At 75.3% G+C, this 24138-nt stretch carries 24 protein-coding genes; 6 read left to right on the top strand and 18 right to left on the bottom strand.

Annotated features, from left to right (window positions below; all coding sequences use genetic code 11):
• Positions 1 to 151: 151 nt before the first annotated feature.
• From ACIP60_RS08170 to ACIP60_RS08150, 5 genes are all read right to left on the bottom strand, one after another.
• A complete protein-coding gene (locus tag ACIP60_RS08170; protein WP_400681334.1) occupies positions 152 to 736 on the bottom strand; it encodes a TetR family transcriptional regulator in 585 nt (194 codons plus the stop codon).
• An 88-nt stretch (positions 737 to 824) separates the two neighbouring features.
• Positions 825 to 1814: an aldo/keto reductase gene (locus tag ACIP60_RS08165; RefSeq protein WP_400681333.1), complete on the bottom strand. Its 990-nt coding sequence runs from the start codon at positions 1812 to 1814 to the stop codon at positions 825 to 827.
• A 182-nt stretch (positions 1815 to 1996) separates the two neighbouring features.
• Positions 1997 to 2944 (bottom strand): hypothetical protein, encoded by a 948-nt coding sequence (locus ACIP60_RS08160; protein ID WP_400681330.1) that lies wholly within the window; start codon positions 2942 to 2944, stop codon positions 1997 to 1999.
• A gap of 59 nt (positions 2945 to 3003) precedes the next feature.
• On the bottom strand, positions 3004 to 3642 hold the full coding sequence (locus tag ACIP60_RS08155) for a hypothetical protein (protein ID WP_400681328.1): 639 nt from the start codon (positions 3640 to 3642) through the stop codon (positions 3004 to 3006).
• Between the two features lie 186 nt (positions 3643 to 3828).
• Entirely contained in the window at positions 3829 to 4080 is a 252-nt protein-coding gene (locus ACIP60_RS08150) for a hypothetical protein (RefSeq protein ID WP_400681325.1), read from the bottom strand.
• Between ACIP60_RS08150 and ACIP60_RS08145 the strand changes: the two genes are divergently transcribed.
• Entirely contained in the window at positions 4081 to 4917 is an 837-nt protein-coding gene (locus tag ACIP60_RS08145) for an NAD(P)H-binding protein (protein WP_400681322.1), read from the top strand.
• A 32-nt stretch (positions 4918 to 4949) separates the two neighbouring features.
• On the opposite strand, the gene ACIP60_RS08140 is transcribed toward ACIP60_RS08145, so the two are convergent.
• From ACIP60_RS08140 to ACIP60_RS08115, 6 genes are all read right to left on the bottom strand, one after another.
• The gene (locus tag ACIP60_RS08140) at positions 4950 to 5837 is read right to left on the bottom strand and encodes a MurR/RpiR family transcriptional regulator (RefSeq protein ID WP_282206780.1); all 888 of its coding nucleotides are present in this window, start codon (positions 5835 to 5837) and stop codon (positions 4950 to 4952) included.
• A 114-nt stretch (positions 5838 to 5951) separates the two neighbouring features.
• The gene (locus ACIP60_RS08135; protein ID WP_400681318.1) at positions 5952 to 7253 is read right to left on the bottom strand and encodes a cyanophycinase; all 1302 of its coding nucleotides are present in this window, start codon (positions 7251 to 7253) and stop codon (positions 5952 to 5954) included.
• A gap of 206 nt (positions 7254 to 7459) precedes the next feature.
• Positions 7460 to 8674 (bottom strand): M20/M25/M40 family metallo-hydrolase, encoded by a 1215-nt coding sequence (locus tag ACIP60_RS08130; protein WP_400681315.1) that lies wholly within the window; start codon positions 8672 to 8674, stop codon positions 7460 to 7462.
• On the bottom strand, positions 8671 to 9423 hold the full coding sequence (locus tag ACIP60_RS08125; RefSeq protein ID WP_400681586.1) for an amino acid ABC transporter ATP-binding protein: 753 nt from the start codon (positions 9421 to 9423) through the stop codon (positions 8671 to 8673). Before ACIP60_RS08125 ends, ACIP60_RS08130 begins: the two co-directional genes overlap by 4 nt.
• Positions 9424 to 9439: 16 nt before the next feature.
• Positions 9440 to 10390 carry an amino acid ABC transporter permease gene (locus ACIP60_RS08120; protein ID WP_400681312.1) on the bottom strand — a complete coding sequence of 317 codons (951 nt, stop codon included), beginning with the start codon at positions 10388 to 10390 and terminating at the stop codon, positions 9440 to 9442.
• A 1-nt stretch (position 10391) separates the two neighbouring features.
• Positions 10392 to 11345: an ABC transporter substrate-binding protein gene (locus ACIP60_RS08115; RefSeq protein WP_400681310.1), complete on the bottom strand. Its 954-nt coding sequence runs from the start codon at positions 11343 to 11345 to the stop codon at positions 10392 to 10394.
• Positions 11346 to 11666: 321 nt separating this feature from the next.
• On the opposite strand from ACIP60_RS08115, the gene ACIP60_RS08110 reads away from it, so the two are divergent.
• Both ACIP60_RS08110 and ACIP60_RS08105 read left to right on the top strand, forming a co-directional pair.
• Complete coding sequence (locus ACIP60_RS08110; RefSeq protein ID WP_400681308.1) at positions 11667 to 12938, top strand: cyanophycinase; 1272 nt, start codon at positions 11667 to 11669, stop codon at positions 12936 to 12938.
• A 121-nt stretch (positions 12939 to 13059) separates the two neighbouring features.
• Positions 13060 to 14013 carry an ABC transporter substrate-binding protein gene (locus ACIP60_RS08105; protein ID WP_400681305.1) on the top strand — a complete coding sequence of 318 codons (954 nt, stop codon included), beginning with the start codon at positions 13060 to 13062 and terminating at the stop codon, positions 14011 to 14013.
• Positions 14014 to 14190: 177 nt separating this feature from the next.
• Here ACIP60_RS08105 and ACIP60_RS08100 read toward each other — a convergent pair whose 3' ends face one another.
• From ACIP60_RS08100 to ACIP60_RS08080, 5 genes are read right to left on the bottom strand one after another with little or no spacing between them, the layout of a single operon-like run.
• Positions 14191 to 15072: an N-acetylglucosamine kinase gene (locus tag ACIP60_RS08100; protein WP_400681303.1), complete on the bottom strand. Its 882-nt coding sequence runs from the start codon at positions 15070 to 15072 to the stop codon at positions 14191 to 14193.
• The gene (locus tag ACIP60_RS08095) at positions 15069 to 16082 is read right to left on the bottom strand and encodes an N-acetylmuramic acid 6-phosphate etherase (protein WP_400681301.1); all 1014 of its coding nucleotides are present in this window, start codon (positions 16080 to 16082) and stop codon (positions 15069 to 15071) included. The genes ACIP60_RS08100 and ACIP60_RS08095 overlap by 4 nt, the downstream gene beginning before the upstream one ends.
• The gene (locus tag ACIP60_RS08090; protein WP_400681298.1) at positions 16066 to 17325 is read right to left on the bottom strand and encodes a discoidin domain-containing protein; all 1260 of its coding nucleotides are present in this window, start codon (positions 17323 to 17325) and stop codon (positions 16066 to 16068) included. The genes ACIP60_RS08095 and ACIP60_RS08090 overlap by 17 nt, the downstream gene beginning before the upstream one ends.
• Before the next feature lie 37 nt (positions 17326 to 17362).
• The gene (locus ACIP60_RS08085) at positions 17363 to 18238 is read right to left on the bottom strand and encodes a MurR/RpiR family transcriptional regulator (protein WP_400681295.1); all 876 of its coding nucleotides are present in this window, start codon (positions 18236 to 18238) and stop codon (positions 17363 to 17365) included.
• Complete coding sequence (locus ACIP60_RS08080; protein ID WP_400681293.1) at positions 18228 to 19250, bottom strand: hypothetical protein; 1023 nt, start codon at positions 19248 to 19250, stop codon at positions 18228 to 18230. Before ACIP60_RS08080 ends, ACIP60_RS08085 begins: the two co-directional genes overlap by 11 nt.
• 226 nt (positions 19251 to 19476) lie before the next feature.
• Here ACIP60_RS08080 and ACIP60_RS08075 point away from each other — a divergent pair, with 226 nt between their 5' ends.
• The 3 genes from ACIP60_RS08075 to ACIP60_RS08065 are packed head-to-tail and all read left to right on the top strand — an operon-like array spanning position 19477 to position 22199.
• Positions 19477 to 20586, top strand: coding sequence for an ABC transporter substrate-binding protein (locus tag ACIP60_RS08075; RefSeq protein WP_400681291.1), 1110 nt, complete (start codon positions 19477 to 19479; stop codon positions 20584 to 20586).
• A 3-nt stretch (positions 20587 to 20589) separates the two neighbouring features.
• Positions 20590 to 21414 (top strand): ABC transporter permease, encoded by an 825-nt coding sequence (locus ACIP60_RS08070; RefSeq protein WP_400681290.1) that lies wholly within the window; start codon positions 20590 to 20592, stop codon positions 21412 to 21414.
• Complete coding sequence (locus tag ACIP60_RS08065; protein WP_400681287.1) at positions 21393 to 22199, top strand: ABC transporter ATP-binding protein; 807 nt, start codon at positions 21393 to 21395, stop codon at positions 22197 to 22199. Before ACIP60_RS08070 ends, ACIP60_RS08065 begins: the two co-directional genes overlap by 22 nt.
• Positions 22200 to 22361: 162 nt before the next feature.
• On the opposite strand, the gene ACIP60_RS08060 is transcribed toward ACIP60_RS08065, so the two are convergent.
• Positions 22362 to 22964 (bottom strand): GNAT family N-acetyltransferase, encoded by a 603-nt coding sequence (locus ACIP60_RS08060; protein ID WP_400681284.1) that lies wholly within the window; start codon positions 22962 to 22964, stop codon positions 22362 to 22364.
• Positions 22961 to 24118 (bottom strand): ThiF family adenylyltransferase, encoded by a 1158-nt coding sequence (locus tag ACIP60_RS08055; protein WP_400681281.1) that lies wholly within the window; start codon positions 24116 to 24118, stop codon positions 22961 to 22963. Before ACIP60_RS08055 ends, ACIP60_RS08060 begins: the two co-directional genes overlap by 4 nt.
• Between the last annotated feature and the right edge of the window lie 20 nt (positions 24119 to 24138).

Below are 24138 nucleotides of genomic sequence, written 5' to 3'. Positions count from 1 at the left end.
CGGTCACGCCCAGTCATCACCAGGAGGGGCGCCCGCTAGCGCTTCGTTGACGCACTGTCACCCGATCGGCCAGCCCCGGGGCCACGCCCGGGCGATCCGGCACCGCCGCCCGGCCGGTGACGGAGCGTCGAACCACGGCGGCCGGTGCCGGTCAGCGCGGGGCGAGCCCGGTCAGCAGCAGGTCGACGACGGCGTCCAGGTCGGCGTCGTTGGTCGGGGAGGTCCAGTCGGCGGCGTGGGCGGGGTGGTGGAAGCGGGCCGTGGCCTGGAAGGCGGCCCGGCCCGCGACGGCCGGGTCCGCCGCGGCGAGGTCGCCCACGGCGACTCCGGCGGCGACGATCCGGGCGAGCTGCCCGGCCAGCTCGTCCTCGTGCGCGGTGACGACGGCGGTCGCCTCGCCGATCAACTCCCGGAAGGTACGCTGTAGTTCCGGGTCCTGGAGGGCGTACTGCCGCTTGGTCGCGTTGAGGGCGCGCACCCAGTGGCGCAGCCGTTCGGGGGCCGGGAGGGCCGGGTCGTCGGCGATCGCGGCCATCGGCGCGGACGTCCGGCGCAGCCAGCGTTCGGCGACCGCCTCGCGCAGGGCCGCCTTGGTGCCGAAGTGGCGGTAGACGCTGCCGTGGCTGACGCCGAGCGCGCGGGCGACGTCCACCACGGTCGCCTTCGCCGGGCCGTAGCGGCGCAGGACCTCCTCGGCGGTGTCGAGGATCCGCTCGGCGGTCAGCTGTTCGGTCATGGCCTCGAGGTTACCGTTCGCCCACGTCGTCCCCGGTCCGGGCCGGACGACCGGTCCGGACCGGGCCGGACCCGCTCCGCGTCCGCGCCTACCGCTCGCTGTCGAGCATCGCCATCTGCGCCGGGTCGTAGCGCTCGCCGCGGGCGGCGTCGGCGGGCACGGCGGCCTCGATGGCGGCGAGGTCGGCCGGGGTCAGGGTGACGTCGAGGGCGCCGAGCGCCTCGTCCAGGCGGTCGCGGCGGCGCGCGCCGATCAGCGGGACGAGTCCGTCGCCGCGGCCGAGCACCCAGGCGATGGCGAGCTGGGCGACCGTCACCCGCTTCTCCTCGGCGATCGCCCGCAGCGCCTCGACCAGGGCGAGGTTGTGGTCGAGGGCGTCGCCGCTGAAGCGCGGCAGGTGGGCGCGGAAGTCCCCGGCGGCGGCCTGCGGCTTCCAGTGGCCGCTGATCAGGCCGCGCGAGAGCACGCCGTAGGCGGTGACGGCGACGCCGAGTTCGTCGGCGGTGGGCAGGATGTCCTGCTCGATGCCGCGCGAGATCAGCGAGTACTCGATCTGGACGTCGGTGATCGGGTGGACGGCGTGGGCGCGGCGCAGTGTCTCCGCGCTCACCTCGGACAGGCCGATGTGCCGGATCCAGCCCTTCTCGACCAGTTCGGCGAGCGTGCCGACCACGTCCTCGATCGGGAACTCGGGGCTGATCCGGGCCGGCCGGTAGACGTCGATGTGGTCCGTCCCGAGCCGCTGGAGGCTGTAGGCGACGAAGTTCCTGATCGCGGCGGGGCGCAGGTCCACCCCGTGGAAGGCGCCGTCCGCGTCGCGCAGCGCCCCGAACTTGACGCTGATGACGGCCCGCTCGCGGTCGCGTCCGCGCAGTGCCTCCTGGAGCAGCATCTCGTTGTGCCCCATGCCGTAGAAGTCGCCGGTGTCGAGCAGCGTGACGCCCCGGTCGAGGGCGGCGTGCACGGTGGCGATGCTCTCGGCCCGGTCGGCCGGGCCGTACATGCCGGACATGCCCATCAGTCCCAGGCCGAGGCGGGAGACGGACGGGCCGGTGGTGCCGAGCGTGGTGTTCTCCATGGCTCCACCGTACGCGCGCCGCTGACAGATTTCAAAAACTGTCAGTCCAATTCTGTCGGGACGGTGTGGTGCGCCCGCAGTGACAGTGGCGGCGCGCGGCCGAGCCCCCGGCCGGGATCTGGTCGGGGGCTCGGCCGGGGGCGCGGTCGCAGGCACTGCCGCGGGCGCGGTCGTGGTCGCGGTCAGACCGCGAGGAGCTGCTGGAGCAGGTCGCGGTACTCGCGCAGCGAGAGGCGCAGGTCCTCGGTGCGGGAGGAGTCGTCCGCCGCGCCCCGGCGCTCGCCGTTCTTGTCGCCGTCGGCGTGCCACGAGTCGCGCAGCGCGGTGCGGCGCTCGCGCAGGCCCTCGGTCAGCCGCTGCACCGTCTCGTCCAGCGCCTTGTCCGCCTCCTGCACGGCCTGGCGCGGGTCGTCCACGAAGGTGCCTATCGCGTGGTCCATCCGCTGCGTCAGCTGCGAGGTGAGGTCCGAGGGGATGAGCGGCTGGTGGGTGCCGGAGCCGTCCGCCGTGCGCGGCTGCCCGGCGGCGGGCCGGGTGCGGTCGCGGTCCTCGTCCTTCGCCGTCACGCCGGTGGCGGTGCCCGCACCGGTGGTCTCCACGCCGGTGGCGGCGGCCCGGATGCGGTCGCGGTCCTCGTCCTTCGCCGTCACGCCGGAGGTGGCGCCCGCACCGGTGGTCTCCACGCCGGTGGCGGCGGCCCGGATGCGGTCGCGGTCCTCGTCCTTCGCCGTCACGCCGGTGGCGGTGCCCGCACCGGTGGTGGCGGCGGCGGTGGTGCCCGTCGGCGCGGGGCGCTGGGCGCCGCCGGTCACGGGCCGGGTGTCACCGGTGCCGCGCGGCGTCTCGTCGCTCGTCACGAACCGGCCCGGGGCGCCGTTACGGGGGAAGCGGTGCGGGTCGGTCGCGTCGGCCGTCTCGCGCCGCACCTCCTCCGCCTGCCCGTCCTGCTCCGGCCGCCCCGCCTGCTCCGGCCGCTCCGGTCGGCCGGCAGCGTCGCGGTTGCGGTCGGCGTCGCGGTTGCGGTCGGCGGCGGGGGTGCGGGCGCCGTCCTGAGCGGTGTCGGTGTCGGTGTCAGTGTCGGCGTCGGCGTTGAGGGCGTCGGTGCGTCGGCCGTGGTCGCTGATGGTCATGCGGTCCTCCTCGAAGAACGGTGGAGCGGCGGTGTCGTGGCGGGGGTCCGGGCCGGTGTTCAGGCGTGGTGCTCGCGCTGCGTCGGCACCTGCCGGGTGCGGCGGGCGGTCGGCATGCGGTCCTTGGTGGTGGTGTGGGTCGCGACGCGCTCCGGCTCGCCGTCCGGGCCGATCAGCGCGAGGAACAGGTCCCGGGCCCGGACCAGGGCCGCGCGCTGCTCCTCGGTGTTCTTGGCCCGCCCGGCGGTGTCCGGCCGGGAGATCGCGTGCAGCACCCGGTAGGACTCGACGTGCTCGCCGTGGTCGACCGAGATGGTGTCGATCTGCGCGTCCACGTCGGAGTCGGGGTAGCCGCGCTCGCGGGCCACCCGGGCCAGCAGCGCTTCCGCGTCGGCCAGGGCCTGCCGGGGGTCGTCGACGAAACGCGTCTTGACCTGCGCCCACTGCTGCTCGGCCCGGGCGCGCTCGGCGCTGCTCAGCGGGGTGAGCGTCAGTTCCCGGTGGCGTTCGACGCGCTGGGCGAGCTCGCGCTCGGCCGCGGTGGTGTCGCCGTTGTGGCGGGCGACGGTGCGCTCGTACTCAGGCCCGAACCGGCGGCTCAGGCTCGGGTGCTGCTGGCGACGGCGGAGGGCGAACGCACCGAGCGCCGCCACCACCACGACGATCACGACGATCGCCACGATCAGACCGCTGGACATGCTCTGCCTCCTGACGCGGGGGCCGCTCGGGCCGCCCTGTTCGGTTCGCTCGCGGTTTCGGGTGACCCGTATCACGCTCCCCAAACACCGCAGCTCTCCTGACGGCCCGTCAGGAACCCCCCGCGTCCGCCGCCCTTCCCCTCCCGCGCGACCCGGTCGGGCGAGGCGCCGCCGGCAGCGGGGGCACTACTGCAGGCGGTCCAGGATCTCCCGGTGGTGGCCGCTGACCACCGGCAGTCCGTCCAGCGGGGACCAGCGGTGGGCGTCGTGCTCGGTGAGCGTGACGGGGGTCCCGTCGGGGACGGCGGCGGTGAAGGCGAACTGGCGGGCCCGTCCGGCGGTGCACCGCGGGATGTCACACCCGGCGCCCCGTCCGACTCTCGGGTTCGAACGGCGGGGCAGCGGCCCCGCCGGCGCGAGCGGACGAGGAGCGGACACATGATCATGGTGACGGGCGCGACCGGAACGGTCGGACGCGAGGTGGTGCGGCTGCTGGCCGCCCGGGGCGTCGAGGTGGCCGCCGTCACCCGCGATCCGGCGGCGCGGTTCCCCGACGGGGTCCGGCGGGTGGTGGGCGACCCGTCCCGGCCCGGGTCGCTGGCGGGGGCGCTGGACGGGGTGGCGGCGCTGCTGCTGAGCCCGCGGGCCGTCGGCGGGGCGGCGGCCGAGCTGCTGGCGCTGGCGGCGGAGCGCGGGGTGCGGCGGGTGGTGGTGCTGTCGGCCGTGACCGTGGAGTACGGCGGCGGGTACCGGCGTTTCGCCGCGGAGTTCGAACGGATCGAGGCGGCGGCCCGGGCCTCCGACCTGACCTGGACGTTCCTGCGCTGCGCCGACTTCGCCGCCAACACCCTCGCCTGGGCCCCGCAGATCCGGGCCACCGGCACCGCCCGCGGCGTGCACGGCGCGGCCGCCACCTCCCCCGTCCACGAGCGGGACGTCGCCGAGGCCGCCGTCCTGGCCCTGCGGGAGGACGGTCACGCGGGCCGGGCGTACGCCCTCACCGGCCCCCGGTCCCTCACCCAGTACGACCGGGCCCGCCTGCTCGGCGAGGTGCTCGGCCGGGAGGTCACCTTCGAGGAGGTCCCCCCGGAGGTGCTGCGCCGCTCCCTGCTCGCCCAGGGCCTGCCCGCCGACGTCCCCGACCGCCTGATCGGCTACGCCGCCGCCTGCCTGGCCGCCCCGGGCCCCACCACCGACGCCCTCCCCCGCCTCCTCTCCCCCCCGGCCCGCACCTTCACCACCTGGGCCGCCGACCACGCCCCCGCCTTCACCTGACCGCCCGCCCCTCCCCCCTCCCGGCCCCGGGATCAGGTCAGGCCGATGCGTCCGGCGGTCTCCTCGACGTGCTTCAGGTGCTCGGGGGCCCGCTCTCCCAGCGCGGTGACGAGACCGGCGACGACGGTCTCCACCACGGCGAGGGTCGGCACCAGGCTGTCGTACGGGGACGGTGCGCCGACCTGGCTGGAGAGGACGACCTCGGCCTGGGTGCTGACGGGCGACAGCCAGGCGTCGGTGAACAGGATGACGCGTCCGCCGGCTTCGCGGACGAGTTCGGCGAGGGTGACCTTGTCCGTCTCGTAGCGGCGGTAGTCGAAGACGACCAGCACGTCGCGGCGGCCGAGCGCGGCGAGCAGCGCCGTCCGCTCGACCGGCCGGTCGGGGAGGAAGCGCACGTCGTCGCGGAGCTGCATCAGGTGCAGGCCGAGGTACTGGGCGAGCAGGTGGGTGAAGCGCCCGCCGGCCAGGGTGACGCGGCGTTTGGGGTCGGCGAGCAGCTGCACGGCCCGTTCCAGCTCGTGCGGGCTGACCTCGGCCAGGGTGCGGTCGACGGCCGCGGTGAACACCTCGCGGCCGTGCGCGAGCAGACCCGCCGTGCCCGGCTGCGGGGGGCGCCCGCCGTCCTCGCCGGTGCCGCCGTGGCGCGCGGTGCTGTAGAGGGTCAGCGGCGACGCCTGGCGCTCGTCGAGTTCGGTGCGCAGTGCGGCCTGGAAGTCGGGGAAGCCGCGGTAGCCGAGCCGGTTGACGAACCGGATGACGGTGGGGGCGCTGACGTCGGCGCGTTCGGCGAGGGTGGCGACCGTCTCGAAGCCGGCGGCCGGCCACCCGGCGAGCAGGACGCGCCCGACCTTCCGCTCGGCGGGGCTGCAGTCGCCGAGGCGCTGGCGGATGTCCTCGGCGAGCGTGACGGGTGCCATGGCGCGGTTCCTTTCCCGGGCGTCGGCGGGGTGGACGGTCCGGAGCTGTGGTGGTCCGCAGCCTAGCGAAGGGCAGGGCCGCGGGGATCTTGTTCGGGGATGTCGGCCGCGGGCCTACTGCCGGGTGGGCGCGATCGCCAGGTCGAGGTCGGTGAACGAGGCGGCGGTGGCGCCGTCGAGCGTCCAGGCCCGGGTGTCGGGTCGGCGCTGGAGGGTGACGGTGAAGGCGGGGCCGGTCTCGTAGGTGGTGGCGGTGGCGGTGCGCCGGGTGCGCTGGGCGGTGAGGGCGCGGGCGGTGCCGGAGAGCGAGTAGGGGGTGCCGTCCGGGTCGTCGATCGAGTAGAAGGCGTCGTGGTTGGCGGGGACGGGGGCGGTGCCGGCGGGCCTGAGGCGGCCCTTGGCGGGGGCGGGCCGCACGGTCCAGGTGCGCGGGGCGTACCGGTCGCCGTCGGTGAGGTAGCTGTAGCGGACGCCGTCGACGCTCCAGCGGCCGCCGGTCGTGCGGGCGCGGGCGTGGCGCAGGTCGAGGACGGTGACGCCGTGGGTGCCGAGCACCCGCAGGGTCTCGTCGCGGGTGCCGGCGTGCTCGACCTCGATCGCGGTGTCCTCGTCCAGGGCGAACACCCGGTCGTGGCCGGTGTCGGCGGCCAGCCGGACGGCGCGGCCCTCGCGGCCGTAGGTGCCGGTGTGGGTGTCCAGCAGGCCGGCGTCGAAGAGGCCGAAGCCGCCGCGCGGGAGGTAGCCGAGCCGGGTGGGGTCGTCGAAGTACCCGGGAGCGCTGCCGTCGCGCAGGGCCTGGTAGCTGTCGCCGCCGGTGACCATGTCCGGTCCGGAGGCGATCTGGGCGCCGGCGCTGGAGCCCGCGACGACGGCGCCGGCGGCGAGCTTGCGGCGGATGGCCGCCAGGACCTTGGAGTCGGTGTGGGCGTCGCCGTGCAGCAGGGTGGTGACGTAGCGGTACTGGTCGCCGCCGCCGAAGAAGAAGCCGGTCATGGACTCGACCCGGGCGACCACGGCGTCCGAGTCGGCGGCGTCGACGTGGTCGAGGTCGACCGGGATCCACTGGGCGTCGGCGGCGCCGTGGTGGCGCAGCAGGTCGGCGTAGTAGGCGCCGTTGCAGGCCGAGTTGGAGCACGTGGCGGGGTCGGCGGCGTCGGGGTCCTGGCTCTCGGGGACGGAGGCGGCGGTGAGGACGCCGATCCGGGCCTTCCCGGCGCCGCCGGCCTTGGCGACGATCTCCTGGTAGATCTCGGCGTTGTCGTCCTTGAGCCCGCCGCCGACCAGGACCAGCGTGCCGCCGGGGTGGGCGGGGGCCGGGGCGGCGAGGGCGGACGGGGCGGCCGCGGCGACGGTGGCCAGGGCCGCGGCGAGGACGAGGGCGACCCGGCGGGGGCGGGCGGGGAGGTGGCGGTTCATCCGTGGTCTCCAGGTGCGATCGGGCCGGTGCGTGCGGGGGTGCGGCGGGCCCGGACCGGCACCCGGCGGTGTCCGGTGCGGGCCCGCCGGGGGTGGGAGCGGCGGTTCGCGGGTGCCCGGGCGGAGCCGGGCCGTTCGGTGGTGCGGGCCGTTCGGTGGTGCGAGGGGGGGAACGGTTGGTGCGAGGGGGTACGGCGGGTGCGGGCTCAGGCCCGCCGGAGGCGTTCGACCAGGGTGGCCAGCAGGGCGATCCGGGTCGGCACGCTGGCGGTGTCGAGCCACTCCTCGGGGGTGTGGTCGGCTCCGCCGACGGGGCCGAGTCCGTCGAGGGTGGGGACGCCGAGGCCGGAGGTGAGGTTGGCGTCGCCGACGCCGCCGGTGGCGGCGCCGCCCACGGTGAGGCCGAGGTCGGCGGCGGCGCTCCGGGCCAGGGCGAGGACGGCGCGGGTCGCGGGGCCGAACTCCATCGGCGGGCACAGGTCGAGCTGGTCGACCCGGGCGGTGGTGCCCGGGACGGCGGTGCGGCTCGCGGTGGCCCGGATCGCGTCGAGGGCGGTGCGCAGGGCGGCGCTGGTGGCGGCCCTGACCTCGACCTGGAGTTCGGCCTCGGGGCAGACGATGTTCGGCCGGGTGCCGGCCCGGACGACGCCGACGTTCAGGGTGACGCCCGGCCAGGTGCCGTTGAGGGCCTGGAGGGCGACCACCAGGTGGGCGGCGGCGAGGGCGGCGTTGGCACCGCGTTCGGGTTCGATGCCGGCGTGCGCGGCCCGGCCGGTGACGGTGACGAGCAGGTCGACGACGCCCTTGCGCTGGACGACCAGGTCGCCGTTCTCCCGGGCGCACTCCAGGCCGAGCGCGAAGTCCGCGCCGCGGCAGAGCAGTTCGGTCACCGGGCGGCTGGCGGGCGAGCCGACCTCCTCGTCGGGGGTGGCGATCAGGACGAGTTCGGCGAAGGCGGTCCGCCGGTGGCGGACCAGCAGTTCGGCGGCGGTGACGCCGGCCAGCAGGCCGCCCTTGTCGTCGCTGACTCCCGGCCCGTACGCCCGGGTTCCGACGGCGCGGAACGGTCGGGCGGCGGCGGTGCCGTCCTCGAAGACGGTGTCCATGTGGCCGATCAGGACGATCCGGGCCCCGCCTTCCTCGGGCCGCAGGGTGCCGGGCAGCCGGGCCACCAGGACGTCGCCGAAGGTGCGGCCCCCGACGGGGTCGACGGCGAGGCGCTCGGTGCTGAACCCGATGCCGTGCAGGCGGTGCCGGAGCCGGTCGGCGACCCGGTTGACCCCGTCCCGGTGGTGGCTGCCGGAGTCGACGGCGACCAGGTCGGCCAGGTCGGCGAGGTAGCGGGGCAGGGCGGCCCGGGCGGCGTCCAGCAGCACCGCGGCGCGCGGGTCGGGGACGGCCCGGGTGGGGGCGGCGCTCACAGGACCTTGGACAGGAAGGCGCGGGTGCGCTCCTGCTCCGGTTCGACCAGCACGGTGCGGGGGTGTCCGGCCTCGACGACCACGCCCTCGTCCATGAAGACGGCGGTGTCGCCGACCTCGCGGGCGAAGCCGATCTCGTGGGTGACCACGACCATCGTCATGCCGTCGGCGGCCAGGTCGCGCATCACGTCCAGGACGTCGCCGACGAGTTCGGGGTCGAGGGCGGAGGTCGGCTCGTCGAAGAGCATCAGTTTGGGCTCCATGGCCAGCGCGCGGGCGATCGCGACCCGCTGCTGCTGGCCGCCGGAGAGCTGGGCGGGGTAGTGGTCGGCGCGGTCGGCGAGGCCGACCCGGTCCAGCAGCCGCAGCGCCTCGGCGCGGGCGGCGGCGCGGTTGACGCCGGCGACCCGGACCGGTGCCTCGGTGACGTTCTCCAGCGCGGTCAGGTGCGGGAAGAGGTTGAAGCGCTGGAAGACCATGCCGATCTCGCGGCGACGCTCGGCGACCTCGGCCTCGCGCAGTTCGTGCAGCCGGGTGCCGGACTGCCGGTAGCCGACCAGGTCGCCGTCGACGGTCAGGCGTCCGCCGTCGACCTTCTCCAGGTGGTTGATGCAGCGCAGGAAGGTGGACTTGCCGGAGCCGGACGGGCCGAGCAGGCAGCAGACCTGTCCGCGCTCCACGGTCAGGTCGACGCCCTTGAGGACTTCCAGCCTGCCGAAGTGCTTGCGCACGCCCTCGGCGTGCACCATGGGCCGGGCCATCGGTTCAGCCCTTCCGTTCGCGGGTGGTGGGGAGCAGGCCGGGGAGGCCGGTGAGCATCCGCCGCAGCGGGGAGACGTGCCCGGCGCGGGCGGTGCCGCGGCCGTAGCGGCGCTCCAGCCAGGACTGCGGCACGGAGAGCACGGTGACCAGCGCCAGGTACCACAGGGCGGCGACCACCAGCATCGGGATGACCTGGTAGTTCTGGGCGTAGACGTCCTGGATGTTGGACATCAGGTCGTGCGCGGCGATCACCGAGACGTACGCGGTGGTCTTGAGCATGTTGATGGTCTCGTTGCCCATCGGCGGGATGATGACCCGCATGGCCTGCGGCAGCACGATCCGGCGCATCGTCAGGACGGGCTTCATGCCCAGCGAGTGGGCGGCCTCGGTCTGGCCGGGGTCGACGGACTGGATGCCGGCCCGGATGATCTCGGAGGCGTAGGCGGCCTCGTTCAGGCCCAGCGCCAGCAGCGCGGCGACGGACGCCGGGAGCAGGTCGTTGGTGTCGAACTCCACGAAGGTGACGGTGGTGAACGGGATGCCGATCATCAGGTGCTTGTAGAGCGCGGCCGCGTAGCCCCAGAAGAGGATCTGGACCAGCAGCGGGGTGCCGCGGAACAGCCAGACGAAGCCGGTGGACAGGCCGTACAGGACGGGGTTGTCGGACAGCCGCAGGACGGCGACCAGGGTGCCCAGGCCGAGGCCGACCGCCATCGCGGCGGCGGTCAGCCACAGGGTGGTGGCCAGGCCGTCGAAGATCAGGCCGGCGAAGAGGTAGTGGCCGACGACGTCCCAGTGCAGGTTGGGATTCTTGGCGAGCGAGCCGACCAGGCCGACCAGCGCGACCAGGGCCGCGGCGGCGGCGATCCACCGCCCCCAGTGCCGGACCGGGACGGCCACCAGGTCGTCCGGCCGGGCGGGGGCCGCCTCGGCGGGGCGTGCGGTGACGGGCATGTCAGTCCACCGCGCTGTTCTTGGTGGCCTGCTGCACGGCGATCGAGGCGACGCCGTACTTGTCGTAGATCCTGGCGAGCGAGCCGTCGTCGATCAGGGACTGGAGTGCCTTCTGCACGGCGTCGGTCAGCTGCGGCAGGTTCTTGGCGACGGCGATGCCGTTCGGGGAGGCGTTGTAGCCGCCGAGCGCGGCCGGGTCGTCGGCGAGCTCGAAGGCGGCGCCGCCGTCGGCGGTCTTGGCGGTCCAGCCGGCGGCGGGCTTGGTGAGCACGTCGGCGACCACCTTGCCGGAGCGCAGCGCGAGTTGGGCGTCGGAGTCCTTGGGGAAGGTCTGCACGTCGACGGCGCCCTTGCCCAGCTCGCGGCACCTGTCCTGGTGCTTCTCCAGCAGCTTCTGCTGGTTGGTGGCGGTCTGCACGGCGACGGGGTGGCCGCACAGGTCGTCGAGGGTGGCGATCTTCTGCGGGTTGCCCTTGGCGACCAGGATGCCGCTGCCGGAGACCGAGTAGTCGACGAAGTCGACGACCTGCTCGCGCTCCTTGTTGTCGGTGATGGCGCTGATCGCGGCGTCGTACTTGCCGGCCTGGAGAGCGGGGACGATGCCGTCGAACTTCTGCGCGGTGAACTCGAAGCGGACGCCGAGCTTGGCGCCGACGGCCTGCCCGAGGTCGTAGTCGAGTCCGGTCATCTCCTGGCTGCCCTCGGAGACGTACATCTCGAACGGCGGGTAGGGGACGTCGGTGGCGACCCGGACCTTGCCGGACTTCCTGACCGCGTCGGGCAGCGCGTCGTGCAGGGCCCGGTCCGGGGTGATGCTGACGCCCGCGACGGTCACGGGGGCCGTGGCGGAGGCGCCGACGGCGGCCGGGGCGGTGGAGCCGCACGCGGTGGCGGCGAGGGCCGCGGCGAGCAGGACGGCGGGCAGGGCGGTTCTGCGCAGGGCGGAGCGAGGCATGGGGGACCTTTCAGGGGTGCCGAAGCAGGCCCCGCAGACGTTACAGATCAGCCAGTTGTGGCGCTAGATGTAATGGCGGATACGAATGGGTAACGGCGACCTTGTGGGCGGTGGACCAGACCACAATGGCACGTCCGTGTAAAACCTCCGGCGAACCGGTCATTACATCTATCCGTCTCCGTCGAGCTTCTGTATGTTCCGTTTCATCGCTCGCCGGGCCCCCACCCCCCGTCGTCCGAGCACCTGCCCGTGCGCATCCGACGCCCGGGCCCCTCCGCCCGGAGCCCCACCGCGCCCGGGCCCTCCCCCACGGAGCAGCCAGTGCCCTCCACCGCTCGCCGCACCTCCGCCCTCGCCGTCGCCGCCGCCCTCACCGCGGCGCTCGGCGCCCTCGCGCCGGTCGGCGCGGCGCACGCCGCCACCGGCCCCGGCGCCCTGATCCTGGGCGGCGGCGCCATCGCCGACACCAACAGCGCCGTCTACGGCACCTTCGTCGCCAAGTCCGGCGGCTCCGCGGCGCGGATCGGCGTGATCACCGCCGCCTCCGTCGTCCCCGCCGACGACCCGGACGCCGACGACCCGGCCACCTGCTCCAACTCCGTCTGCAACGGCGCCTACTACACCGGCCTGCTGAAGAACAGCTACGGTGCGGCCGACGCCCAGTGGATCCCGATCGACCTGGACCACATCTCCAACAACGCCAGCCAGAGCGTCATCAACCAGATCAACTCGATGACCGGCTTCTTCTTCGGCGGCGGCGACCAGAGCCGCCTGGTCACCACCCTGATGAAGAGCGACAACAGCGACTCCCCCGCGCTGGCCGCGATCCGCGCCAAGTTCGCCGCCGGCGCGGCGATCATGGGCACCAGCGCCGGCACCGCCATCGCCAACGGCCGCGACATGGTCACCGGCGGCGAGAGCTGGGACGCCCTGCGCTACGGCCCGTACACCACGATCAGCGACAGCCACCCCGACGACCTCACCTACCGGCCCGAGGGCGGCTTCAACCTCTTCACCTCCGGCCTGATCGACACCCACTTCGCCGCCCGCGGCCGCGAGGGCCGCATCGTCCGCCTCGCCGCCGCCACCGGCCACACCCGCGCCTTCGGCATCGACGAGGACACCGCCCTGGTCGTCACCAACCCCGGTACCGCGAACGAGTCCGACGCCGTGGTCGGCACCAACGGCGTCTCGGTCCTCGACCTGCGCGGCGACACCGTCGGCACCCACAGCGGCTACTGGTCGGTCGACGGCGTCAAGTGGAGCTACCTGACCAGCGGCGACACCTACAACCCCGCCACCTGGACCGCCACCTCCGCCAAGCCCGCCTACGCCCCCACCAGCGGGACGGTCGGCAGCCGCTGGAGCGACGTCTTCTCCTCGCCCGACTCCCCCACCGACCACGCCTACCAGATGGTCAAGATGGCCAAGGAACTGGTCGGCGCCGGCCGCAGCACCACCCAGTACGGCATCAGCTACGAGAGCGGCCCGACCTTCGAGGCCGACCTCACCAAGGGCACCGGCTACAAGGCGTGGAAGAGCGGCAGCGCGATCTCCTTCGTCAACCTGACCACCCACCTGTACGTCTACTGACCCCCACTACTGACCCCCACCGCACCGGGCGGGCGGCGCACCCAGGCGCCGCCCGCCCGTCCGCCCGTCTTCCCGCCGCCCGTCCGCCTTCCCGCCGCCCGATCCCGGAGGAACGTCCGCCATGCCCCTCTCCCCGACCCGCCGGGTGCTCCCGGCCGCCGCCGCGGCGACCGTCTGCGCGCTGGCGCTGACCGCCTGTTCGAGCTCCGCTCCGGCACCGGCCCCCACGACGACGGCCGCCGTCACGGTCAAGGGCGTCACGATCAGCGCCGACGCGAAGCTGGCCGGGGCGCTGCCCGACGCGGTCAGGAAGGCCGGGAAGGTCCAGGTCGCCACCGACGTCCCCTACCCGCCGTTCGAGATGTACGTCTCCGAGGGCAGCCAGGAGATGACCGGCATCGACTACGACCTCGGGCAGGCCGTCGGCGCCCGGCTCGGCGTCCGCTTCGAGTTCACCGCGCAGAAGTTCGACGGCCTGCTGCCGGCGGTCCAGGCCGGCAAGTTCGACGCGGTGATGTCGGCGATGACCGACAAGAAGGAGCGCCAGCAGGCCGTCGACTTCGTCGACTACGTCAACGCCGGGCCCGGCTGGCTGGTGAGGAAGGGCAACCCCGAGCACATCGCGGCCGTCACCGACGTCTGCGGCAAGAGCGTCTCCGTCCAGTCCGGCACCAACCACCAGAAGCTCCTGGAGCAGCGCCAGGAGCTGTGCCGACAGCAGGGCCTGCCCGCCATCACCGTGCTGGCCTTCGGGAAGGACTCCGAGGCCCAGCTCGCCCTGCGCTCGGGGAAGGTGAGCGCCGACTTCCTGGACGAGGTGACCGCCGCGTACGTGGCCGACACCGCGGACGGCGGCACCGTCTTCGACACCGTGGCCGGCACCGCGGCCGTCGGCCCGGTCAGCGCCTCGCCGATCGGCATCGGCGTGGCGAAGTCCGTGCCCGGCCTGAAGGAGGCGATCCAGGGCGCGCTGCAGTCCCTGATGGACGACGGCTCCTACCAGAAGATCCTCCAGGCGTACCACGTCCCGGACATCGCGATCGCGAAGGCGACCGTCAACGGCGCGGTCGACTGACGCCTCCCGCCCCGCGACGGCCGCCCCTCCGCGGACCGCCGCCGAACCGCACGGCCGGGGCGGGACGAAGGACGTCCTCGGCGACCGGGGCAGCAGCGTGGCCGCCACCCACGAGGTCGCCATCGACGTCAGCCGCCCCTGGCTCCGGACCGGTGGCGGGAGCGGCGGGGCCGGGGGTCACCGCTCTCCGTGCCCGGGGCGCCGTGGCGTGCCCGGCGGGCGGAGGGCGGCCGCCGCGGTGGCCGCGTCGGTGGTGGGGAGGCGGGGGGCGAGGTCGGCGAGCAGGTGGCGCAGCCGGGTGCGGACGGGGCCCGGGGAGGTGGCGACCGAGCCGGTGAGCACCAGGGGCTCGCCGGGGCGGGCGGTGGCGCGGGCCAGGGCGGCGAGGTGGTCCGCGGCCGTGTCGGTGAGGGCGCGGGCGTCGGGGTCGCCGGTGGCGGCCAGCCGGCAGACGGGGGCGGCGAGTTCGGCGAGGCGGCGGGGCGGTCCGTCGTAGGCCCAGCGGAGCGGGTCGTCGGCGCAGTGCGCGCGGACCAGGGCGCCCAGGGCGCTGCGGGGGTGCGCGTGGGCGTGCCGGAGGGCCTGGCGGCCGAGCCAGAAGCCGCCGCCCTCGTCGCCGAGCAGCCAGCCGAGTCCGCCGTGCTGTTCGACGGTGCGTCCGGCGTCGAGCCGGACGCAGATCGCGCCGGTGCCGGCGATCAGGACGGTGCCGGTGCCGTCGGTGACGCCGCCGGAGGCCAGCGCGGGCACGGTGTCGGGGACCAGCCGGACGGGCACGTCCAGGCGGAGGGCCGCACGGCAGCGGGCGGCGAGGGCCGCGGGGTCGGGCAGCGCCCGGTAGCCGGCCAGTCCGATCGTGCAGTCGGTGATCCGGCCGGGTGCCCGGTCGCCGAGGGCGGCGGCGGTGGCGGCGGCCAGCCGGGCGGTGACGGTGGCGGGGTCGGTGCCGGCGGCGTTGGCGCCGGGTGCGGTGCCGCGGCCGAGGACGGTGCCGGTCCGGTCGGTGAGGACGGCGCGGGTGTGGCTGCCGCCCGCGTCGATCCCGAGGCGGAGCGTCATCCGCCGGCCCCGGCCCGGGCGGCCGCGGCAGCGGGGTCACCCTCGATCAGGGCGCCGGTGGTGAGGGCGCGGACGGCGGCGAAGGGGCGGCCCCGGTGGGCGGCGAGGGCGGCGCGGGCCCGGGCGGGGGTGGCGCCGGTGGTGAGCGCGACCAGGGCGGTGGCGGTCTCCCCCGCGCAGGTGTCGAGGCAGGCGGCGGCCTCCTCGGCGGTGACCCGGCAGGAGGTGGTCAGGGTGCGGACGGCCCGTTCGCGGAGCTTCCCGTTGCGGGCGGAGGCGGCCACCATCAGGTTCGACCAGGTCCGCCCGGTGCGGACCATCAGCGCGGTGGAGAAGGCGTTGAGGGCGAGTTTCTGGGCGGTGCCCGCTTTCATCCGGGTGGAGCCGGTGACCACCTCGGGGCCGGTGGCCAGCACGACGAGCAGGTCGGCGTGGGCGGCGCCCGGCGCGTCGGGGTCGGCGGTGAGCAGCGCGGTGGCGGCCCCGGTGGCGCGGGCGGCGGCGAGGGCGCGCAGGACGTACGGGGTGCGGCCGCTCGCGGTGACGCCGATGACCAGGTCGTCGGCCCCGGGGCGGTTGGGGTCGGCCGGGTCGGGGCCGGTGTCCTCGGCGGGTTCGGCGGCCCGGCCGGCGGCGGTCGGGCCGCCGGCCAGGTGGGCGACCAGGGTCTCCGGGCCGACCCCGTAGGTGGGGCCGAGTTCCAGCGCGTCGCCGAGGGCGATCCGGCCGCCGGCGCCCGCCCCGTAGTAGTGCACCCGCCCGCCGCGGTCCAGGGCCCGGACGGCGGCGTCGACCAGGTCGGCGAGCCGGGGCAGGGCGGCGCGGACGGCGGCGGCGACGGTGGCGTCCTGGTCGTTGATCAGTTCCAGCAGGGCGGGGGTGTCGAGGGTGTCGAGCCCGGTGCTCAGCGGGTGCCGGTGCTCGGTCGGGGGGAGTGGACAGCGGGTGCCGGACGGGGTGGCCTCAGGCGGCGCGGGCTCGGACGACGTGGTCTCAGACGGCGTGGGCATCGAGGCTCCACAGCGAGTAGGCGTAGGCGGTGCCCCGGGTGGTGAGGTCGAGCCGCAGGTAGCGGCCGGTGCCGTGCAGGCCGGTGAGGTACTCGACGCCGCCGGTGCCGCCGGTCACGGTGCGCACGGTCGTCCAGGCGCTGCCGTCGGTGGAGAGCTGGACGCGGTAGGCGCTGCCGTAGCCGGTGTTCCACACCAGCCGGACGCCCTCGACGGTGCGGACGGCGCCGAGGTCGACGGTGAGGCTCTGCGGGTCGGCGTAGGCGCTGGCCCAGCGGGTGTACGGGCTGCCGTCGACCGCGTTGGGGCCGGTCAGGGTGGAGCTGTAGCTGCTGGAGACGGTGACCGGGCGGCCGAGGGCGAGGTCGGCGGCCGTGCCCTCGGGCCCGGCGGACCAGTCGAGGAACGCCCGGGTGGCGGGCAGCCAGCCCTGGCTGCCGGCGCCGCTCTGGCAGGCGGTGTCGCAGACGGCGGGGTTGGAGCCGCCCCAGATCACCGCGCCGGGCAGGCCGAGGTCGTGCAGGGTGGCGAGCTGGAAGGCGAACTGGGCGGCGGGCACCCAGGTGAGCGAGAGCGCGCCGGTGCCGTCGTGGTACTGCGGCCAGACGTAGGGCAGCACCGGGACCGCCGGGTCGATCTGCGCGGCGGCGGCCAGGTTGCCCTTCAGGGTGGTCAGCCAGCTGTCGTAGCCGGTGGCGTAGGTGTAGGCGGAGGGGAAGAAGGCGGTGTTGCGGTCCTGGGCGATCAGCTGCCGGTACAGGCCCTGGTGGGCGGTGGCGGTGTTGCCCAGCAGGCCGTACCAGCCGATGAGTTGGGTCGGCGCGACCTGGCGGGCCCAGGTCTGGAGGGTGGCCAGCCGGTTGAGGTGGTCGGCGGCGGTCGCGGCGTCCCCGGTGAGGTAGAGGCTCTCGCAGTCGAGCACCAGCGGCGCGTCGGGGTGGGTGTCGTACTGGGCGACCAGGGACTTCCAGGTCGCCTCGGCGGGCAGCGCGCCGCCGGCCACCAGCGGGGTGCAGACCCGGTTGGGCACCAGGTTGGCGGGGACGGCGCCGTGGCCGATGTCGACGCCGGCGTAGGCGGTGTCGTCGTACAGCGTGAAGGCGGCGGGGGCGGGGGCGGGGGCGGCGTGCGCCGGGTCCGGGGCGAGCGGCAGCAGGGCGGCGGCGACGGCCAGCAGCAGGGTCAGGACGCGGTGCGGCGCGGCGGCCGGGCGGGGGGTTCCGGTCGGGCGGGGGCTGGTCATCGGCGGTCTCCGTACGTACGGGGGAAGGTGGGCGAGGTCAGCGGGCGCGGCGCAGGCTGTGGCGGCGGACGGCGTCGTGGGCGCGTTCCAGGCCGTCCAGCATCCGGGCGTGGTCGTGCTGGGCGAGGGTGACGTAGAGGGCGTCCACGACGGTGAGTTGGGCGGTGCGGGAGGCGGTGCCGCCGCTGCGGAAGGCGGTCTCCCGGGCGGCGGTGAGCAGCACCAGGTCGGCGGCCTGGGCGGCGGGCGAGCGCGGGTTGCTGGTGACGGCGGCGGTGGCGGCCCGGGCGAGGCGGGCCTCCTCCAGCACCTCGACCACCTCGCGGGCCCGGCCGGAGTGGCTGATGCCGAGGGCGAGGTCGCCGGGTTCCAGCAGGGCGGCGGTCATCAGTGCGGCGTGCACGTCGCTGGCGAACACGGCGGCGTAGCCGAGGCGTTGGAGTTTCTGGGTGGCGTCGAGGGCGGCCAGTGCGCTGGAGCCGACGCCGACCACCAGGATGCGGCGGGCGCCGCGGACGTGGTCGCCGAGGGCGGCGAGGACGGCCAGGTCGAGGGCGGCGGCGGTCTCCTCGGCGGCCCGGGCGTTGGCCCAGCCGACCTTGCGGACCAGCTGCTCGGGGGTGTCGTCGGGGCCGAGGTCGGTGCCGAGGCCGAGGTCGGGGCGGGTGTCGGCGCGCAGCCGTTCGGCCTCGGCGGCCAGGCCGAGCCGCAGTTGGGCGTAGCCGCGCAGGTCGAGGCTGCGGCAGAAGCGGTGCACGGTGGTCTCGGAGGTGCCGGCGGCGCGGGCGAGTTCGGTGATGGTGCGGGTGGCGGCGGTGCCGGGGTCGGCGAGGACCAGGTCGGCGATGCCCCGTTCGGCCTTGGGGAGCAGGTCGCGGTGGTGGCGGATCCGGGCGAGCAGGTCATCGGGCACGGGTCGGTCCTTCCTGGGGGTGGTGCGGCGGGCGGGTGCGGGCCAGCCGGTCGGTGAGGACGTTCCAGCGGTCGGGCCCGAGGCCCTCGCCGGGGAACAGGCAGATGCTGCCCGATCCGGCGGCCAGGGTGTGGTCGAGCAGGGCCGTGAAGTCGGCGGTGTCGATCGGCGGCCCCCAGTCGGCGGGGCGGCCGAGGGCGGCGGCGGCGTCGGCGGTGGTCTGCACGACGGGCACCAGCGGGACGGGGAGGGCCGGGCCGCGCAGCAGCCGGGCGGGCCAGCGCGGGTCGCGGTGCAGGATGGCGTGGTAGGCCATCGGGAGCAGCAGGTCGAGCACCCGGGCGAGTTCGCGGGCGTCCTGGCCGACCTGGGCGCGGCGTTCGGTCTCGTCGGCGGCGGGGACCAGGAAGGCGCCGACGGGCAGGCCGGGGCGGGCGGTGCGGGCGGCGGCGGCGAGCAGGCGGGCGGCGCCGGTGACGGCGGCGGTGCGGAACTCCGTCCAGGCGTCGGCGTGGTGCGCGGCGATCCAGCGGGCCGCGGCGGCGCCGGGGCCGGGCGGGCGCAGGCCGGTGCGCGCGGTGAACTGCCGCAGTGTGTCGGGGTCGTAGGAGGCGGAGCGGGGCCGGGCGCCGGGGCGCAGTTCGAGCTCCCAGTGCAGCGGCCAGCGCAGGAAGTCCAGCAGCAGGCCGTCGACGGGGGCGGTGCGCAGCGCGGTGGTGAGCCGTTCGGCCAGGCGGGCGTTCCAGTCGGGGTCGTTGGGGCGTACGCCGGTGTACCACTCCATCGGCTGCCAGGGGCCGCCGTCCTGGTCGACGGCGGGCGGGCCGTCGGGGCCGCGGAAGCAGGCGAAGCTGCCGTGCAGGCGCAGGCCGCGGCGGCGGACCAGGTCGGCCAGGTCGGGGGTGACCGCTTCGAGCTTGGTGACGGCGGTGTCCAGTCCGGCCGCGGCGGCCCGGTCGAGCAGACGGGGCAGCCGCGGCGAGCCGGGGTCGAGGAGGTAGCAGGAGCGCACGGCGACCGACTCTAGTCAGCCGCCGGGAAAGTCGTAAATAACTTTCGCCCCGATCCGAAGGTTCGCAGGTCATCACGTAGCGTGGCGCAACACGGTGAAACATTTCCGCAATTCCAGCGGTGAAATCGAAAGATATTTACAGGATTTCGTTGACACCGGCCGAGCGGCGCGGCCAGGCTGAGGCCACCTCACCCCCTGCTCACACCGCCCGTTCGGGAGCTTCGCCATGCCCACGCACCGCCGCCCGTCCGCCCTCGCCCCGTCCGCTCCGTCCGCACCTTCCGCCTCGTCCGCTCCGTCCGCTCCGTCCGCCTCGTCCGTCCTCGCCCTCGGCGCCGCCCTGCTGGTCGCCGCCGCCCTCGGCGGCTGCGCCCCGAGCGCGGGGAAGGCCGCCCCGGCCGGGGCCGTCACCGCGCCGCTGCCCACCGCCGTACCGGCCGGCGTCACGCTGCGGATCGCCGACCAGAACGACCTGCTGAAGACCACGCTGGCCGCCGCCGGGCAGGACAAGGACCTGCCGTACCAGGTCAGTTGGTCCTCCTTCCAGGGCGGCCCGGCGGTGCTGGAGGCGTTCCGGGCCGGGGCCGCCGACGTCGGCTTCGTCTCCGACGCGCCGGTGGTCTTCGCCCAGGCGCACGGCCAGGACGCCCGGGTGGTCGGCGTGGTGCAGAACAGCCCGGACGCCGTCCACCTGTGGACCTCGCCCGGCAGCGCGGCCCGGACGGTGGCCGACCTGAAGGGGAAGAAGATCGCCTACACCGAGGGCACCACCTTCCAGCCCGCCGTCCTGACCGCGTTGAAGAACGCCGGGCTGAAGCCCTCCGACGTCACCCTGGTCAAGCTCAACCCGCCGGAGATCCCCGCCGCGCTGGCCGCCGGGCAGGTCGACGCGGGCACCCTGACCGAGCCGCTGGTCAGCAAGTACGGCACCGGCTACCAGGACAAGGGCGCCCACGAGCTGGCCGACGACAAGGCGCTCACCAGCGGCCTGCAACTGCTCATCGCCCCGGGCGCCGTCGTCGCGGACGGCGCCCGCAGCGCCGCCCTGGCCGACCTGGCGGCCCGCTTCACCCGCGCCGAGCTGTGGATCACCGCCCACAAGGACGCCTGGGTGCAGTCCTACTACGTGGACTCCCAGAAGCTGCCCGCCGAGGTCGGCCGGGCCGTGGTCGCCAACAACGGGACGGCCACCATCCCCGACTACACCACCGCCGCCGCCCGGCTGCAGCGGATCACCGACGTGCTGGCGGAGTCGGGCGCGATCGGGGCGCTCGACGTCTCCGCCGCCTTCGACCGCCGCTTCGACGCCGTCCAGGCCGCCGCGGCCAAGGGCTGAGCGATGACGACCACCACCACCGGGGCGCCCGCCGCCCGGCGCCGCTCCGCCCGGCCGCCCGGCCCGGGCGGCCGCCGCCGGGTCCCGTTCTCCCGCGCGCTCGGCCCGCTGCTGCTGCTCGCCCTCTGGCAGACCTGCTCCGCCACCGGCGTCCTGGACCCGCAGACCCTCGCCCCGCCCGGGGCGGTCGCCCGGCAGGGCTGGGAGCTGCTCGGCGACGGGCAGCTCGGCCACCACCTGTGGGTGTCGCTCCAACGCGCCGCCCTCGGGCTGGCCTTCGGCGGCGCCGCGGCCGTGCTGCTGGCGCTGCTGGCCGGGCTCTCCCGGCTCGGCGAGGCGCTGATCGACGGGACGGCGCAGCTGTTCCGGGCGCTGCCGATCCTCGCCCTCGTCCCGCTGGCCATCCTGTGGTTCGGCATCGGCGAGGAGGTGAAGGTCATCCTGGTGGCGCTCGGCACCTTCTTCCCGATCTACGTCAACACCCACGCCGCCCTCACCGGCCTGGACCTGCGCTGGGCCGAACTCGCCCGCACCGTCGGCCTGAACCGCCGCCAGTTCCTGCGCCGGATCGCCCTGCCGGGTGCCGCGCCCGGCTTCTTCACCGGCCTGCGGCTGGCCGTCACCGTCTCCTGGCTGGTGCTGGTGGTCAGCGAGCAGATCAACGCCGACAGCGGCATCGGCTACCTGATGGAACAGGCCCGCACCTTCGGCCAGACCGACGTCATCGTGGTCGGCCTGGTGGTCTACGGCCTGCTGGGCCTGGCCTCCGACACCCTGGTACGACTCCTGGAGAGGCGGGCCCTGCGATGGCGCACGACACTCGGCTGACCGACCCGGCCACGGCTCCGGCTGCGCCCCCGGGGCCGGCTCCGGCCACGACTCCGGCCGGCGGCGGGGTGCGGCTGCGCGGCCTGCGCCGCGCCTTCGACGGCCGCACCGTCCTGGACGGCGTCGACCTGGACGTCGCCAAGGGCGAGTTCACCGCCCTGCTGGGCCACTCCGGCTCCGGCAAGTCCACCCTGCTGCGGGCCGCCGGCCGCCTCGACGGCGGGGGCGAGGGCCTGGTCGAGGTGCCCGAGCCCAGCGCGGTGGTCTTCCAGGACGCCCGGCTGCTGCCCTGGAGCCGGGTGCTGGAGAACGTGGTGCTCGGCCTGCCCGGGCCCCGCTCCGCCGCGCTCGCCCGCGGCCGGGCCGCACTCGCCGAGGTCGGCCTGGCCGGCCGGGAGCGGGCCTGGCCCGGCACCCTCTCCGGCGGCGAGGCGCAGCGCGCGGCACTCGCCCGGGCCCTGGTGCGGGAACCGGAACTCCTGCTGCTGGACGAGCCGTTCGGCGCCCTGGACGCCCTCACCCGGATCCGGATGCACGCCCTGCTGCACGACCTGTGCGCCCGGCACCGCCCGGCCGTCCTGCTGGTCACCCACGACGTGGACGAGGCCCTGCTGCTCGCCGACCGGGTCCTGGTCCTCGCCGACGGCCGCTTCTGCCTCGACCTGCCCCTGCCCGGCCCGGCCGGACCGGACCGCCGCCGGGACCCGGCCTTCCCCGCCCAGCGGGAGCGCCTGCTGCGGGCCCTCGGCGTCCCGGAGTCGGAACCGGGGGCGGATCTCCCCTGACCGGCGGTCTTGACCGTTCGACCGGTGATCCTGACCGGACAAGAGCGCGCCCCCATCCGGCCGGGCAGCACCGGCGGCGCGCTGTCCTCCGCCGGGAGACCTCGACGGGTGAGGGGGCCGGCGGAGGTCGGCGCGGCCGGGCGGGTCCGGCGGCGCGGTCCGTCACGTGGCGGCGAGGGCGGGGATGTCGAGGATGGCGAGTTCGGCGGGGGTGGCCTGGCGTTTCCAGTCGGGGGCGAGGGCGGCGTAGGTCGTCACGTCGTGCCAGCAGCCCCGGGTGCGGAAGAGTTGGCGCAGGGTGGCTTCGCGGGTCAGTCCGGCGGCGTGCATGACGGGGGGCATGTGGTCGTGGTCGGTGCGGTGTCCGGCCCAGATGCGGTGCAGGCCCAGGGGGCCGAAGCCGTAGGCCATGAGGAGCCGGCCGGTCTCGTGCGCGTGGCCGACGACGGGTGATCCGGGAAGCAGGACGACGGAGGTCAGCATGGCGTTGCTGCCGTAGTCCTCGACCAGGAGTCCGGCGGTGCCGAGCATGGTGTCGTCGTCGGGTGCGCAGACGGCGAGGGTGTACGTGCGGCGGGGGCGGGCGAGGGGCTGGGCGAGGGCGGCGGCGAAGGCGTCGTGGGCCCGGGCGGCGTCCATCCGGTCGGTGCCGAGGTAGCGGGTGAGCACGCGGCTGGTCATGATCCGCTCGTAGCGCGGGTGGTCGCCCGCCCGGAGTTCGCGCAGCCGCAGGTGCTCGCCGTGCAGGTCGGGTACGCGGTTCACCGGGCGCCCGCCGGGTCCGCGGGGATCAGGGCTTCGAGGTCGACGTAGGAGCGGCCGGAGGGGACGGGGTGGCCGAGCAGGATGCGGCGGGCGGTGTCGGTGACGAGGGCGGCGCCGAGCATGACGCCGCTGGCCAACTGGGGCCAGCTGGAGAGGTCGGTGCCGATGCGGGTCAGTGCGTCGGTCATCGCCGGGCTCAGCTGTTCCCGATCGACGACCCGCAGCAGGAAGCGCATCTGCTCGCCCGGGTCCATCGCGCGCACGTCGTCGGCCGTCACGGCGCCTGCGCGGCCGTGGAAGAGCGGGCGCTCCGGTTCCAGGTCGAAGCGCTCGACGTCCAGCAGGCCGCGGTCGTTGGCGTCCATGAGGACGGGCACCCGTCGTTTCCGGGCGTGCTCGCGGGCCGCCGTCTTGACCCAGGGGGTGTCGCACTCCTCGACGAGCAGGTCCACTCCTCGGCCCTCGCCCCGGCACGGGGCGAAGAACTCCTCGATGCTCTCCTCGCTCACTCCGCGCCGGTGGACGGAGACGTCGAGGTAGGGGTCGAGCTCGTACAGGCGCCGCGCGCAGACGACGGTCTTCTCCAGGCCGATCTCGTGGACGCCGGCGCGCAGCCGGTTGAGGTTCGACAGGCTCAGCCGGTCGAAGTCGGCCAGCCGGAACGAGCCCCCGACGCCCTCCATCGCACAGGTCAGTGCCGCGCTGGAGCCCACCGACAGGCCGATGACCCCGATGCGGCGGCCCAGCAGGTGCCCCTGCTCCTCGCGGGTGATCTTGTCGCGGTTGCGGTCGGTGCGCACCAGCCGGAATTCGGCCTCGGGCAGGACCCGGACCAGGCGGCCCGACCACGGGTACCAGACCCAGGTCCCGTACTCGTCCGGCAGGAGGCCGCCGCGGGCCTCGTCGACGGCGCGCTCCAGGGCTGCGGGAGGAAACGGTTCTCCGGGGTTCAGACAGCGCACGAGCTCGACCAGCTGCTCGTCGACGCGGTCGTGGACCTCGCGCAGTGCGGGCGAGTCCAGCAGCTTCTTCAGTTCGGCGGCGTGGTCGGCCGAGGCCGGGTCGAGCAGGACGGGACGGAACGATTCGGCAGGCGAAACCGCCTGCCGGGGCCGGTCGATCGGGGCATCGGCGAGAGAGGGGGTGTGGGTCACGTCGTCCGACGCTAGCAACA

The organism is Kitasatospora sp. NPDC088783, from assembly GCF_044750705.1.
GTDB lineage: Bacteria > Actinomycetota > Actinomycetes > Streptomycetales > Streptomycetaceae > Kitasatospora > Kitasatospora fiedleri.
This window is presented reverse-complemented; position numbering and strand designations above follow the sequence as displayed.

Excerpts from the sequence above, each read along its gene's own strand:
- ACIP60_RS08170 (WP_400681334.1), bottom strand. The coding sequence starts at position 736 with ATGACCGAACAGCTGACCGCCGAGCGGATCCTCGACACCGCCGAGGAG.
- ACIP60_RS08165 (WP_400681333.1), bottom strand. The coding sequence starts at position 1,814 with ATGGAGAACACCACGCTCGGCACCACCGGCCCGTCCGTCTCCCGCCTC.
- ACIP60_RS08125 (WP_400681586.1), bottom strand. The coding sequence starts at position 9,423 with ATGGTGCACGCCGAGGGCGTGCGCAAGCACTTCGGCAGGCTGGAAGTC.
- ACIP60_RS08140 (WP_282206780.1), bottom strand. The coding sequence starts at position 5,837 with ATGGCACCCGTCACGCTCGCCGAGGACATCCGCCAGCGCCTCGGCGAC.
- ACIP60_RS08155 (WP_400681328.1), bottom strand. The coding sequence starts at position 3,642 with ATGTCCAGCGGTCTGATCGTGGCGATCGTCGTGATCGTCGTGGTGGTG.
- ACIP60_RS08120 (WP_400681312.1), bottom strand. The coding sequence starts at position 10,390 with ATGCCCGTCACCGCACGCCCCGCCGAGGCGGCCCCCGCCCGGCCGGAC.
- ACIP60_RS08100 (WP_400681303.1), bottom strand. The coding sequence starts at position 15,072 with ATGACGCTCCGCCTCGGGATCGACGCGGGCGGCAGCCACACCCGCGCC.
- ACIP60_RS08095 (WP_400681301.1), bottom strand. The coding sequence starts at position 16,082 with ATGCCCACGCCGTCTGAGACCACGTCGTCCGAGCCCGCGCCGCCTGAG.
- ACIP60_RS08075 (WP_400681291.1), top strand. The coding sequence starts at position 19,477 with ATGCCCACGCACCGCCGCCCGTCCGCCCTCGCCCCGTCCGCTCCGTCC.
- ACIP60_RS08105 (WP_400681305.1), top strand. The coding sequence starts at position 13,060 with ATGCCCCTCTCCCCGACCCGCCGGGTGCTCCCGGCCGCCGCCGCGGCG.
- ACIP60_RS08065 (WP_400681287.1), top strand. The coding sequence starts at position 21,393 with ATGGCGCACGACACTCGGCTGACCGACCCGGCCACGGCTCCGGCTGCG.
- ACIP60_RS08090 (WP_400681298.1), bottom strand. The coding sequence starts at position 17,325 with ATGACCAGCCCCCGCCCGACCGGAACCCCCCGCCCGGCCGCCGCGCCG.
- ACIP60_RS08115 (WP_400681310.1), bottom strand. The coding sequence starts at position 11,345 with ATGCCTCGCTCCGCCCTGCGCAGAACCGCCCTGCCCGCCGTCCTGCTC.
- ACIP60_RS08070 (WP_400681290.1), top strand. The coding sequence starts at position 20,590 with ATGACGACCACCACCACCGGGGCGCCCGCCGCCCGGCGCCGCTCCGCC.
- ACIP60_RS08135 (WP_400681318.1), bottom strand. The coding sequence starts at position 7,253 with ATGAACCGCCACCTCCCCGCCCGCCCCCGCCGGGTCGCCCTCGTCCTC.
- ACIP60_RS08160 (WP_400681330.1), bottom strand. The coding sequence starts at position 2,944 with ATGACCATCAGCGACCACGGCCGACGCACCGACGCCCTCAACGCCGAC.
- ACIP60_RS08145 (WP_400681322.1), top strand. The coding sequence starts at position 4,081 with ATGATCATGGTGACGGGCGCGACCGGAACGGTCGGACGCGAGGTGGTG.